Origin of the sequence: Novisyntrophococcus fermenticellae (assembly GCF_018866245.1) — a bacterium.
Taxonomy (GTDB): Bacteria; Bacillota; Clostridia; order Lachnospirales; family Lachnospiraceae; genus Novisyntrophococcus; species Novisyntrophococcus fermenticellae.
The window spans coordinates 2,960,492-2,974,460 of the sequence record NZ_CP076458.1; the positions used below are offsets into that span (position 1 = coordinate 2,960,492).

Here is a 13,969-nt window from a genome sequence, read left to right on the forward strand (position 1 = left end):
ATAGACGGCTTTTAAATATTTGTCAAGAGAAAATCAGTCGGATAGTCCTCTGGCAATCGAAATATTTTTCAACTTTACATTCCCATCTGTAGCAAAGAAGCTTAAAGAGTCCCCTGGCTTTTCATACATTCTGACATTTAATGCAACCCCGTTTACATAAAGCGTTGCAATGGTATCATCCAGAATCAGCTGAAAGTGACAAGTTTCTTCTGCAGCCAGGGTAATCGGACGCTCAAGACCGATATTCATACAGCCAAACCACGGCCAGTTCGGGTTTTTCTCAAACACATATTTATTCTCTCCCGGCAGAAAGATATATTGATAAGAGCGACCGGACTTTTCATCCTCAAGGACACGGATTCCAAAAGACCGGGTGCCTTCCCCGAAGGTGATATCAGCTTCAAAGGAATAGATATCTCCGCAGTTTTGAAACAATACCTGTTCCTCTCTGGCATGAGGTGTTTCAATGGATACATTCTCTATCCTTTCACGTTCATTGAACGCATTCCATACAGTATCCGGTATCTTTACTCCTAATGTCCCATCCGGACGCTGGTAAACCTCATGGGCCACAAAGGTGCCTCCCCATTCGAAGTTTTTCCGGTCATCACAGCCTTCCCTTGTGGGTACCCACCCGAAAAGAATTCTCTGCCCATTCAGACAGAACGTACGTCCGGCATAATAGGCACGTCCGTCAAATGCATCGTCCACCGGTGCAATCCAGGGACCGTTCAAGCTCTTACTCATACGATAAATAATTTTATTTTTATCGCTATACTCAGAGATAATATGATACCACCAGTCTCCAATTTTAAAAAGATCCGGCATTTCATGCATTGTATAAAGACCCGGTGCCCAGAAATCCCCCTGGAACTCCCAATTTTCCAAATCTTTTGAGACAAATTTTACCGTTCTGCCGCTTTGTTCTGTTTTAGGTCCGATTTTTCTGGCTCCCAGAATCAGCAGATAATTTTGTTCCTCTTCATTCCAGATAACAAACGGATCCCTCCAGTCATCCGGGTCATAGCCATCCTGCGGGCAGAATGTAAGCGACTCCTGGGTCTTCGTCCAGTGGTACAGGTCGTCAGAGACTGCATGCATCAATACCTGAGAGGCTTTCCCCTGTGCAGGATAATCACGGTTATAACCTGTATAGAAGATGTGGAACTGCCCCTCTGCTTCGAATACGCTTCCCGCAAAGATAAACTGGTCCTGCTCCCCATCCGTTCCCCTCGGAACCGCTACCCCACAGTCCTCATAGTGTACAAAATCGGAAGTCGTAGCCAGATCCCAGCCAAATGGTTCTCCAAAGGGACCGGGCTTTCTTGTATCTCTTTGGTGATAAAGGAAGAATTTATCCTTGTATCCAAAAGGCATACAGTCTCCAAACCAGGTATCCGGAAATTGGTAATATAATCTGTTCATAAAAAAACCTCGCTTTCCTTATATGTTCATTTTGATATTCTAACCTTTTACTGCTCCGGCTGTAAGTCCGCCGAGCATGTACTTATTGGTAAAGAAATAAAACAGGAAGGTAGGAAGGACGGTTACAGTAATCGCCGCAAAGGTCGCTCCCCAATCCGTAGTTCCCATGAAACCCACAAAATCATTCAATCCCAATGTCACTGTCTTCATATTGGTCGAACGGGTAAAGGTATATGCGTTGATGAAATCGTTCCACGTGAAGACCCCCTGCATAGTGGCCACCGTTAGAAGAGAATTGGTGGACATTGGGAATACAATTTTAAAAAATGTCTTAAAAGGTGTACACCCATCGATAATCGCCGCCTCCATAATCTCATCCGGCAGGAATTTACTGAAGGAGTAAAAAAGCTGAATCGAATAAGACAGAGAAAATGCAATCTGAGGCAGAATAACTGCCGGATAGGTATTTAAAAGATTCAACTTATTGAAAATTGTAAACAGTGGGATCAAAGCTACCTGAAAGGGCAGCATCAGTCCCAGCAGGAAATAGGATAATACTTTTTTATTTCCCTTAAATTGAATCTTACTCAAAGCAAACCCCGCCATAAAGCTGATAAGCAGTAAAGGAATCAGGACTCCTACGGTGATTATAATACTATTTTTAAAATATGTCACCATAGGACTCGTCGTAAATACCTTGATATAATTGCTGAAATTCACAGAGCCGGGAAGTGCGTAAGAAGCCAGTTTCCGGAAGTCTTCTGTTGTCTTCATGCTGGACATTATCACATAGAAAATGGGGTAAACCTGAAAAATCAGCAGCACACCGGCAACAATAATCTTTAATGCCGCAAATATATGTTTTTTTGTACTCCGGCTCACTCCTCGTCACCCCTTTCTGTAATCTTTCGAAACACGAGACCGACAATCAGGCAGATTGCCACAATTGCCATGGCGACCGCACTTCCATACCCATACTTCATACTCGTAAATGCCTGCTTATACATATATGTGGACATCAGCTCCGAAGAATTTCCCGGGCCTCCCTTTGTTAACAGATACGAAATGTCAAAGGAGCGTAAGGATCCGTTCAATACCAGGACGCAGTTTGCCACAATTACGGGTCTTATATAAGGAATTTTTACATGGAGGTATTGTTGAACCACATTGGCTCCATCTACAATAGCTGCCTCCTCCAGCTCCTTCGGAACACCGATTAATGCCGCATAAAAGATAACCATGTACAGCCCCAGGTATTTATAACCTTCTACAAATGCTGCCACGGGCAGGGACAATGCGTCATTGGATATCCATTCCATAAAGGCCAGGTCAGGATTAAATATGCTTAGTACCGCATTGATTACACCGATTGGAGTCACAGACAAAAGCTTTGTAAAAATCTGGCAGATTGCCACAGATGAGATGACAACCGGCACATAGTACAGGGTCTGCAGACCCGCACGAAACCTGGTGATGCGGGTCAGAAATATAGCGAATACAAGACCGCCGAATACCTGAATCAGGATACAGATAATGGTGTAAACCAATGTATGAGCGGCCGTAGACCAAAAGATTGTATCCTTTGTAAAAAGATGTACATAATTCCGAATCCCAAGAAATGTCTTGTCACCTACTCCGCTCCAGTCAAACAGGCTGTAATATCCTGCCCATATAACAGAGACCACAACAAACAGTGTATAGATAATGAAAGCGGGAAGCAGAAACATAAGGATAACTTTTTTTCGCCCAAATGAATTTTGCATAGTGCTTTCCTTTCTATTTGCTGTTATTTATGATAAACTGATCGGCTGCAGCCTCGAACTCCTCCGGAGTCTCCTTCCCCTGGGCCAGCTTTTGCTGTTCATCCACCAGATTCGTGAGGGTTGCAGAATCCAGCTTGTCATCCCAGGATACCCATGCATCCGTAGCTTTTTCAAACAACGGCTGCAAGTCATAGAACATCGGATCCAGACCTTCCGGCATCGGATCGTTAAACGGTGAAAACACCTTTGCATCATTATAGCAAGCTTCTGAATAATTTTCGCACATATACTGAAAAAACTCTTTCATGGTATCATCATAGGTCTGAACATTGAATGCTGTCCCGAATCCGCCGTGAATCGGAGTGTTCGTATCCATATCCTCCTCTCCGTCCACATCCGGCACAGGGAAGAAACCTAATTCACCATTTGCGTACATTTCACTGGCCTGGGTAATCTGACCAGAACCACTGTACCACATACAGCCGGTGCCTCCAAAAAACAAATCGGTAGCGGCCGTATAATCCGTACTTAAGAATCCACCCTGGAAATATCCTTCCGTTCCCAGCGTATATAGAAGCTCAGCGCCTGATTTCGCAGCAGTATTCGTCTGGAATTTTTCTTTTTGTCCTATGTAATCCAGAATAAACTGATCCTTCGTCATGCGCCAGGGAGCAAATGACAGATATCTCATCAGCTGCCAGTTTTCTTTGCCTGCCACAATCAACGGGATTTCACCCTTGTCCTTTAAAGTTTTACAGAGTTCCAGAAATTCGTTCCATGTTTTCGGAGTCTCCAGGTTGTATTTTTTAAAAATATCCTTCCTATACAGGAAAAACTCACAATTCAGACTCTCCGGAAACAGATATACATTGCCGTCATCCGCATCCTTGAAGAAATCATATACCGCCTTGTTCATATCTTCTTTTTTTCCGATACGCTCCAGCTCATCTCCTATGTTTACGATGGAATCAATGTCCTTCGCCGCCTTTGAAAGTGCACCATTTGCACATCCATAGATATCCGGCAGCGCATTGCTGTTAATATATAGCTGCAGCTTTGTCACATAATCAGCATCCCCGCTCACCAGCTCAAATTCCGGCGGCTCCAGACCTTTTTCCTCACTGAACTTTGTCAGAAGCTTTTTAAGAACGATATACGTGGTAGATGTTTCGCTCCCTCTTATAAGAGCCGTGATTTTCTTTCTCTCTCCGGCACTCTTATTGCCGGAATTGTTTTCCGAACCAGAGGATGTTTCCTTCCCACATCCCGCTAATACGGTGGATATAAGCATGACTCCTGCCAGAGCCAATGCTGCGATTTTCTTTGCTCTCATATCTTTTCCTCCCTTTTTTGCCGGTCTATGCCTGCGTTTTTCCAGATACCCTTCGGTTATCGGTTCTGTTTTATTTCGATAAGAACAGTATATATGTATCAACTCTAAAGCAAAATAAGAAATTCTGCCAGAAACAGAAGATTTGGGTACAAAAGATATGAAAAATGTACACTCTTGCTGCGGAGTGTACATTTTTTTCATATTCTGCGATAGGCATTGGGTGTAACGCCATATTTTTTCTTAAATGACCTGATAAAATGACTTAAATCATGATATCCCACCTTCTCGGCAACTTCATATATTTTATATTTGTTCTCCATAATCAGATCTTTTGCCTTATTCATGCGGCAGTCCAGAAGAATTTCCAGGAAGCTGCTGCCGGCATGGTTCTTGAGGAGCCTGTTAATATAGGTCTTGCTGATCTTGAAATGCTCGGAAAGAGAATCCAAAGACAGATCCTCACTATAACGTTCTTCTATGTATTCCAGAATCCTTTGTACCGTCTGTTGATTCCGGTCAAGCTGAACGCACCTGTTCTGATCTGACAGATAGCCAAGGGCCTTTTTAAGTGTCTCCATAAGCTCCCTGCGGGAATGTCCCGCATAAATACGGCTCATGCACTCGGCAAATATCGTGTTTTTTTTCATATCAGAATGAAAATTTACAGATTCATGACCTATATATTGCAAACAGCTTATCAGTAATTCCATGGCAGCATACCGCATCGCTTCCAAATCCAGGCATTCTTCGAAAATCTGATTGATAAGGTTTCTGGCCGTTTCGATATTTCCACGGACTATTTCAGAAATCAGCAGCTTTTTCTCTCCGGAAGTAATATTCCATACCGGAAGTTGTATATCTGCCACATCTCTGTACTCCAGAATACTTGACCCATCCCCCATGTAGATGCTCTGTTCACAGGCATCAACAGCCTGTTTATAAGACAGATTCATGGAATATGGGTCCTTCTGCACCCCACTGATGCCAAAGGAAATATCCGTATGAATCACAGAAAGAATACTTTCCTGAATCTGTTCACAGGCCTGTACACAATGGTTCTCACAGTCCCTGCCATCCGTAATCCGGGGAAATGTCACCACAAAGCAGTACCCAAGTGTATCTGTCTCAGAATATACCTGCAAGCTGACCTGTTTTAAGAATTCTTCGCAGATATTGCAGATTACAAAATCAAACAGGCCAGGTTCCAGATCCTGACTTTCCGAATTTTCAGGTCTTCCATATACAAGAACATATTGCATGATTTTGATGTCCAGAAGCTCCATACGTTTCTTCATATCGATACGGTCTTTCAATCGTCCATGAATCAGATCCGAGACCATCTTGCTCTTTAAAAGCGGAAGCGACTGCTGATATTTCTTCCTTAATTCTGTATAATCTTTTTTATGCGCACGCCGCTTGCGGATACGGTCAGATACCTTTTCAATAACAGCATGCATTTCACGAAAATTTACCGGTTTAAGCAGATATTCGCAGACACCTATATGAAGGGCCTGCTGGGCAAAAGAAAAGTTGTCATATCCTGTGAGAAGAATAATTTCCGTATCCGGCCATGCTTTTTTTACTCTTTTGGAAAATTCCAGACCATCCATCCCTGGCATTTTGATATCACTCAAAATGATATCCGGGTGAAATCTATCCACCAGTTCAAGCCCTTCACTACCTTCCGTGGCACTTCCCGTTACATGGCAGCCATACATATCCCATGGAAAGGAGCAAAGTCCTTCTAATATAATCGGTTCATCATCAAGAATCAGTACTGTCAATTTCATCGTCCGGCCTCCTATACGACAATTTTTCTGTCAAAACTGACAATTCATCCAAATCGGTTTGAAAGGGGAACCGTATAATCGCGCGGGTTCCCTTTCCAGGTTCAGAGAAAATTGTCAGGCCATAGTCATTTCCGTAAAGATATTTCACCCTCTGGGATACTGCATAGATACCCAGTCCGGTATGTCCCGCCTTTTTACTATCCGCCTTTCCGGCGGCAGAATTCTGCTGCAGCCTGTGCAAGGTCTCCTCCGGGATGCCCACCCCTGTATCCGATACAATGATTTCCACGTTCTCGTCTTTCCTGTGACAGGAGATTGTTAAAATCGTTCTGTTTTTGCTGATTTCAACGCTGTGAACAATCGCATTTTCAACCAACGGCTGGATGGTAAGTTTTGGAATCATCTGTCCGGCAACCTCTGGCTCCACGTCAAAAACGACTTCAAAACGATTCCGGTATCGGGTATTTTGTATATAAAGATAATCCTTCACATAGCGTAGCTCTTTCTCTATCGTGAAAACAGTTTCCTTGTTGCTGATGCTGATGCGTAAAAGGTTGCTGACAGCACTTATCATGTCACAGATTTCCTCCTTCTCTTCTTTACGTGCCATCCAGTTAATAGTATCCAGAGCATTGTAAAGGAAATGAGGATTAATCTGTGCCTGTAAAGCCTTAAATTCCATTTCCTTATTGAGGATCCGGCTATGAGAAATCTCATCCAGCAGTTGTTCCACCTTCTCTATAGTAGAATTAAAAACCAGATTCATTTCACCAAATTCATCCTTACGCTCTGCATCCAGCCGGACAGTGAAGTCCCCCTTGGAAAAACGATTCAGAGCACCTGCTGTATTTTTTATAGGGCCTCCCAGGATAAATGACATCGCTGCCGAAAGGAACAGGCTGAGCAGTATGCCGGACAATACCGCAGCTCCGGTCCCCATCTGCAAAGGCATGATGGATTTGGAAATTTCTCTGACCGGAAGAATTCCAATTGTCTTCCATCTGGTATCCTGAGATACCTGATACACAACCTGATACAAAGTTCCATCGATTTCATATTGAAACGAGTCTTCCCAATTCACGAATAACTGACGGGCCTTTTGCGTCAATTCTGATTCCTCTCCCAGTATCAGCTTATTCTCATCGTCCAATAAGAGTATTTTTCCAGAAGAAGCAAAATCCACATTTCTCTGTATTTTCTGCAGGGAGGAAAGACGGATTGAAGTTCGCAAAACACCCAGCGGCTGCAGGGAAAGCGTGTCTTTTATTTCTTTTAATACCTGCAGATTCCCGCTGTAATCCAAATCATTGACGCAGATAATGGCTCCAATATTTTCACAGGCTTTTTTCTTTAACTCCTCGGCATTTGGCAAATCAGGAGGCTGATTTTGTACGGAACAAAAATATTCTTTTCCATTGTAACTATAAATCTCCATGTCTTCCATATGTATGCTGTCATACATCTGGACCATTAAACGCTTTACCTTTCGTGTTCCGCTGTAATAACCTTCTTCCCCCACACCCGGTCTTCCGTAGATTAATTCCTCCTGGACAGTAGGATTAAATGCCAGATATTCCATCTTGTTAAAAATTTGTTTCATAAAAGAATCGTAGTTTTCTGAAATCTGACGGACTGTCTCCTCCGTCTGTATGATTGTTTTGTTCAGGATAATGTTGGAAGCAATGTAATACGTAATGCCTCCTGATATGAATGAGATCAATAAAGTGACCAATAGACAGGAAAAAAATAACTTATAGAAAATCCTCATGTTTTTCAGCCTGCTCTTGATAAATGCAATCATCGCGATAATACCTTCCTCACTCTCTTTGTATATATCGAAATAAAACAATTCTATCAACCGAGGGCATAAGCAGGATTACAGACACACTGGCAGGTACATCTGAAAATCTATTGACATTATAGCACAGAAAATTCGTGGATTCTATGCATTTATTAAAAGTACGAAAAATAAAGCTACATGTTACTATTCTTTTGACCCCAATGCCTTTTGGTGATATTATGATGCCAGGGACAAAAGGTCATGCATATTTTGAAACGGGGAAAACCAATGAAAACTCTGGTATTATACGGCTCGCCAAAAGCTGACGGCCACACAAAGCATCTTTTGGATGCCATGCTAAGTGAATTACACGGAGAAGTAAAGTTTGTAGATTGTTATCATGCAGATATTGCACCTTGTATTGACTGTGGTTATTGCCACAAGAGAAGGGGGTGTTCCATTAAAGATGATATGATTCCTTTATATGACTACATAGATGTCTGTGATGCAGTAATTATTGCTACTCCCATGCACTTCGGCACGGTATCAGCTCCGATGTATACAATGTTTACCCGGCTTCAGTCCTACTGGTCTAACAGCTTTATCAGGAAAAATAAAGAAGAGAAGCCCAAAAGAAAGTATGGTGCTCTTTTGGTGACATCCGGTAACCGGTGGATGAATATGGAATTATTGATAGAGGGTGTTACCAGATTTGCCTTCGAACATATGGAAACCGAATGTATCGGTACCGTCTATGCCAAAAAAACAGACACACTGCCGGCGGCAGAAAATAAGCCGGCTCTTATGCGGGCACGACAATTGGCTCAGCTTTTAAATGGATTTTGTGAAAAAATTTGATTTGACGAGTTTCGTCAATAATGCTATAATAAACGCATGTATAAATTCCATATCAACAATTTAAGTGCATCACGACGTTAGTGGTGAAGAGGGAATCTGGGTGAGAATCCCAAGCGATCCGGTCACTGTAATCAGGGAGCAAGGCACAGGAGCCATTGTACTTCGAAAGTATGAGAAGGCGTGTCAAGCGATGATCTGTAAGCCAGGAAACCTGCTTATCTTGTGTAAGGTTGAAGCTTCCGAGAAAAGTTTTCCATCTATCCACACGATATGGAATACCTGTTAGGTGATATATATCCCGGCAGAATACCTTGGAGCGGAATTTATGCATTGCATTAAACGGCAGGGCGAATACTTCGTCTGTCACTGTCACTGTATAATCCCGTACCACCTCCTCCGCAACGTGTTGGTCTGGGTTTTCCGCTAACAGTGAAGCTGACAGCGAAGTTATTCCCCGATTAATTTTATATTCTCAAATCAGAAGCTGAAGATGGCTTTTTTTGTTACTTTTCTTTGTGCGGGCCGCTGCAGTAAATCCTAATGGCATCACTCATAAACCGAGCCGTACCTTCCCCATACTTATCAAGATTTTTTGTAAATCGTTCATCTGCTACATACATTTCTCCCAACCCTGCCAGTATTTCTTTTGTACATGGATAAGAATATCTGCTTATATGATCCTGCCACTCCTTCACCAGTCTCTGTGCTTCGTCCTTTCCCGGATCCTGATTAACCATAGATGCAAATCCTTCGAAGATTTCATCCATCTCTGCTCCCATCCTTGCCTTATCGTCATCAGAATACGCGGCATACCGCTTTTCACTTTCCTGATAGGCCTCCGTATCGCCATAGCGTTCTCTGGCTTCCCGGGCATATTTCTGCTTCGCTCTTTCAATATCCTCGTTTGTTGTCCTTAGCTTACTCATAGTCTCTCCTTTAATCGTCTCATCCACAAGACACAGCAATTCATCCAGATGCTCTCGTTTCAGCAATAAAAGCTCCCGGTGGTTACACAGTGCCTGTTTTTTATCATAATCAGGTTTTTTGAGGAGATTCGAGATTTCCTTCAAAGAAAATTCCAGTTCCCGGTAAAACAATACCTGCTGAAGCACCGACAGGGACTCCTGATCATAATACCGATACCCGTTCTCTCCTGTCTCTGAGGGTTTTACCAGTCCTATTGCATCGTAATAATGGAGTGTGCGCACACTGATACCACATTTTCTGGCTGCTTCACTGATTGTTAATTTCATCTCTCTTCTCACCTCATGTTCATCCTACTCTATGACGCAGCGTCAAAGTCAACCGCTAATTGCAGAGATTTCTCAGATTCACTTTAATTCCTGATACCATGTCTCCACATCACCTTGTTCTTTACTATTTATATATATGGTTAGCTCTGGAAGTACAATCTTTAATATCGGGGTATATCCCCGGTTAATATAAAGTCTCAGCGCTCCGGCCGTATTTTCCCGGAATTTTCCAAGCAGTTTGTCATCTGTAGCAGCTCCGTTCACTCTGCGCAGATTGTCCTTCGGTAACCGATTCACCACTTTAATCTCCTGAATCTCCTCCGGTGAAAATGAATAGTCATATGCACCGGCTGTTATCGTTACCTGCTTCTGATTAACACGCATATCAATTCTGGTGAAATCCATCTTAAAAAGCAGGACACATATCCATACCAAAAGCAGAACCGTTCCCGTTACCAGGATACCAGTCAGCACCTTCGCACTTGTCTTTGCCATATTCAGAGAAAAATTGGTGCTGCATAGCCGGTCCTCAATCAAGAGATCCTCATCCTCCGGATTATTATACCAGCCGTTCTTCCAGTATACATCATCATCCGTCGGAGAACCGGTCAGCCAGCTCTTTTCCACCTTTAAATCATATAGCTTTTTGTGGTATCTGAATACCAAGGCTGTGCCGAGTATGATAAATCCTATAAGCCATATACTCCAGACGACCATGAATACAGATAGATACCAAAAGTAAAGAGCAGTGATTCCGATACTGAATATCAGATTCGATATATAGAATATCCTGCTTTTTCCTCTATAGATTTTTATCAGACTCTGGGTTTCCGGTTCATTCACCGCATAGCCCGGAATGTGGACACCTAACAGCATACCATCTTTATATTTATACTTCTTTCCATAAACACCTGCAAAACACCCTACCACAAGTAAATCCGAAGCAATAAAAATAACAAGTAACACGATATCCATATTCCCATCCCCTCTTCATTAAATCCATTTTTCATCTGCCGGCTTTTTTCCAAGCCGTACATCCTCCATGTATTCAATCATATCCTCCGGAAGATGATCAAAAAGATAGTTTTTACTGCTTTTATGCTTATTCAGATAGCCGCTTCTGATTTCTATATCCGCCGTCTGTATTTCTTCTCTCAAACCCTGTGCCGACATACGAGTGGCTCCCTGCCCCATGATGATAAGCTGCTCCAGCGCATCGGAGGTTGCAACCGTAACACGATATTTTTTTCCTATTTCATGTACTGTCTTCTCAATATACTGATCTGCCGTCTCCGCTTCTTTTGTATATACCACATGAATATTATGATAATCTGTAATACTGCCTTGATTTCCTTCCACTTTATAGGCATCAAAAACCAGAATCAAGTTATTCTTCTTATACCCCTGATAGTTGGACAGGATATCCATCAATTTATTTCTTGCACTGGTCAGATCTGCCTCTGCCAGTTCCTTTAATTCTTCCCATGCAAATATTATATTATATCCATCTACCAGCAAGTACTCTTCTTCTGAATCTCTTTTTGATGGCCTTTCCGATTGACTTGCCCGGTCGGTCACATATGCGGTTTTTGTAAATCCGGATTTTTTTCTTTCTACAGTTCCATAGGTACGCTCAAAAATTTCCTGCAGTTCCTTATCCAATTCCAGGCTCTTTGACAACCCCTGGGATACCGTCACTGCATCTGTAATCGAATCCTTATGCAGAACCGCATCGTCTCTGCGCTCCACATGCGCGTAATCCCTGACTTTATCCCAGGGAACCACAAACCCGGATCCATGAGAACAGAAAACAGAAGAAGAAGGATTCTCCAGATCCCGTTCGGGGTTATAGCCTTTTTCATTAATCACCTCCTGTGCGTCGTGACAGGGTTCATACCCTTTCAGGAAACAGGACAGCCTTCCCCGCCCCTTTGTGTACGCAATTACCTCCATCTGATAATCCCTCATAGTTATGACCGGTGCACTTCCAGTGAGTATGGAATACCCACCTTCCATTTGAGGTTCCAAAAAGGTACCATGCATCTTTTGTATATCGGAAATTGCTCTTCCCAGCATTTCGGAGGGTACCTCCAGACAATATGCATATACCGGCTCCAAAAGGATGGACTTTGCCTGCATAAGTCCCTGCCGCACCGCACGGTAAGTTGCCTGCCGGAAATCTCCTCCTTCTGTATGTTTCTTATGGGCCCGTCCGGCCGTCAAGGTGATTTCCATATCTGTAATTTCAGAACCTGTCAGGACTCCCCGATGATTTTTTTCTTCCAGATGGCTCAGTACCAGCCGCTGCCAGTTTTTATCCAGCATATCCTCACTACAGCTGCTTTTAAAATGCAGGCCGCTGCCAGGGCACCCCGGCTCCAACAGCAGATGGACTTCAGCATAGTGCCGCAGCGGTTCAAAATGCCCCACCCCCTCCACAGGTTCTTCAATTGTTTCCTTATATACGATGCTTCCCGAACCAAAGGAGGCCCCGACTTTAAATCTTTCCTGAATAAGATCCCGTAAGATTTCAATCTGCACCTCTCCCATTACCTGCGCATGAATCTCCTGCAGCTCCTCATCCCAGGTGATATGAAGTAAGGGTTCTTCCTCCTCCAGCTCGCGCAGTTTCCGAAGCATCAGGTGCACATCCGTTCCCTCCGGAAAACCTATCGTATACGTCAGAACCGGTTCTAAAACCGGAAACCCGGCACCTGCTTCTATTCCCAGACCCTGACCGGAATACGTTTGATTCAAGCCGGTAACTGCACATATGGCCCCAGCCGGAACTTCGTTGACACTCTTGTAGCCTGAACCGGAATAAATCCTGATCTGATCCACCTTCTCTTCCCAGACTGCGTCTTCCGCATTGAGGCTTTCATCAGACGGATGATTGGTCAAAAGTGTTTTTACTTTTAATTCACCTCCTGTTACTTTTAAATGAGTCAGCCTGATTCCCTGATTATCCCTGCTTATTTTATATACCTTTGCCCCAAATTCCCGGAAATACCGGGGACACCGGATATATGATCTCATTCCATCCAGCAGCTCCTGCACACCCTGCATCTTAAGGGCAGCTCCGAAGTAACAGGGAAATACTTTACGGGTTTGAATCAGTTCCGCAATCTCTTCTTTGCCAATGCTTCCACTGCTAAGGTAATGTTCCAGAAGCCGCTCATCACACATAGCCAGGTTTTCCATAAATACATCATTATCCGGACGATCTGTAAAATCTATACATCGTTCATCAAGTCTCTTACTTAACTCTTGCATTAACAGACGCTTGTCTGTACCGGACTGATCCATCTTATTGACAAACAGAAACACTGGAATCCCGTATTTCTTTAGTAACCGCCACAAAGTTTCCACATGGCCCTGTACACCATCTGCTCCGCTGATAACTAAAACAGCATAATCCAGGACCCGCAGGGTACGTTCCGTTTCAGCAGAAAAATCCACATGACCCGGAGTATCCAAAAGCGTTACTCCCGTATCGCCCAAAGTGAACTCAGCCTGTTTGGAAAATATGGTAATACCCCTCTCCTTTTCAAGCTCGTAAGTATCCAAGAACGCATCCTTATGGTCCACCCGCCCTAATTTCCGTATGCTTCCTGTCAGATATAATATGCTCTCTGCCAGTGTTGTCTTCCCGGCATCCACATGCGCCAGTATACCTATAACCAGCCTCTTTGTATTTTCTGTCATAGACTATTTTCCTATCGTATGAATGTTATCTTTTTCTTTAAGAATATCACGAAATAGTCTTT

Annotated in this window: 10 protein-coding genes and 1 riboswitch; of the genes, 1 reads left to right on the forward strand and 9 read right to left on the reverse strand. The window is 43.2% G+C overall.

Going from position 1 to position 13,969, the window contains the following annotated elements; all coding sequences use genetic code 11:
* Window positions 1-33 precede the first annotated feature (33 nt).
* From KNL20_RS13790 to KNL20_RS13815, 6 genes are all read right to left on the reverse strand, one after another.
* Window positions 34-1,425 (reverse strand): GH32 C-terminal domain-containing protein, encoded by a 1,392-nt coding sequence (locus tag KNL20_RS13790; RefSeq protein WP_230398305.1) that lies wholly within the window; start codon window positions 1,423-1,425, stop codon window positions 34-36.
* A gap of 39 nt (window positions 1,426-1,464) precedes the next feature.
* Window positions 1,465-2,307 carry a carbohydrate ABC transporter permease gene (locus tag KNL20_RS13795; protein ID WP_230398306.1) on the reverse strand — a complete coding sequence of 281 codons (843 nt, stop codon included), beginning with the start codon at window positions 2,305-2,307 and terminating at the stop codon, window positions 1,465-1,467.
* Window positions 2,304-3,188, reverse strand: a complete 885-nt coding sequence (locus KNL20_RS13800; protein WP_230398307.1) for a carbohydrate ABC transporter permease — start codon at window positions 3,186-3,188, stop codon at window positions 2,304-2,306. The genes KNL20_RS13795 and KNL20_RS13800 overlap by 4 nt, the downstream gene beginning before the upstream one ends.
* A gap of 13 nt (window positions 3,189-3,201) precedes the next feature.
* On the reverse strand, window positions 3,202-4,521 hold the full coding sequence (locus KNL20_RS13805; protein WP_230398308.1) for an ABC transporter substrate-binding protein: 1,320 nt from the start codon (window positions 4,519-4,521) through the stop codon (window positions 3,202-3,204).
* A gap of 197 nt (window positions 4,522-4,718) precedes the next feature.
* A complete protein-coding gene (locus KNL20_RS13810) occupies window positions 4,719-6,311 on the reverse strand; it encodes a response regulator (protein ID WP_230398309.1) in 1,593 nt (530 codons plus the stop codon).
* Entirely contained in the window at window positions 6,286-8,112 is a 1,827-nt protein-coding gene (locus KNL20_RS13815) for a cache domain-containing sensor histidine kinase (protein WP_230398310.1), read from the reverse strand. Before KNL20_RS13815 ends, KNL20_RS13810 begins: the two co-directional genes overlap by 26 nt.
* A 267-nt stretch (window positions 8,113-8,379) precedes the next feature.
* Here KNL20_RS13815 and KNL20_RS13820 point away from each other — a divergent pair, with 267 nt between their 5' ends.
* On the forward strand, window positions 8,380-8,949 hold the full coding sequence (locus tag KNL20_RS13820) for a flavodoxin family protein (protein ID WP_230398311.1): 570 nt from the start codon (window positions 8,380-8,382) through the stop codon (window positions 8,947-8,949).
* Between the two features lie 45 nt (window positions 8,950-8,994).
* Window positions 8,995-9,182: riboswitch (cobalamin riboswitch) on the forward strand.
* Window positions 9,183-9,452: 270 nt separating this feature from the next.
* Here KNL20_RS13820 and KNL20_RS13825 read toward each other — a convergent pair.
* From KNL20_RS13825 to KNL20_RS13835, 3 genes are all read right to left on the reverse strand, one after another.
* Window positions 9,453-10,202 (reverse strand): MerR family transcriptional regulator, encoded by a 750-nt coding sequence (locus KNL20_RS13825; protein ID WP_230398312.1) that lies wholly within the window; start codon window positions 10,200-10,202, stop codon window positions 9,453-9,455.
* A 78-nt stretch (window positions 10,203-10,280) separates the two neighbouring features.
* Entirely contained in the window at window positions 10,281-11,177 is an 897-nt protein-coding gene (locus KNL20_RS13830; protein ID WP_230398313.1) for a hypothetical protein, read from the reverse strand.
* Between the two features lie 18 nt (window positions 11,178-11,195).
* Window positions 11,196-13,907 (reverse strand): translation factor GTPase family protein, encoded by a 2,712-nt coding sequence (locus tag KNL20_RS13835; RefSeq protein WP_230398314.1) that lies wholly within the window; start codon window positions 13,905-13,907, stop codon window positions 11,196-11,198.
* Window positions 13,908-13,969: the final 62 nt, after the last annotated feature.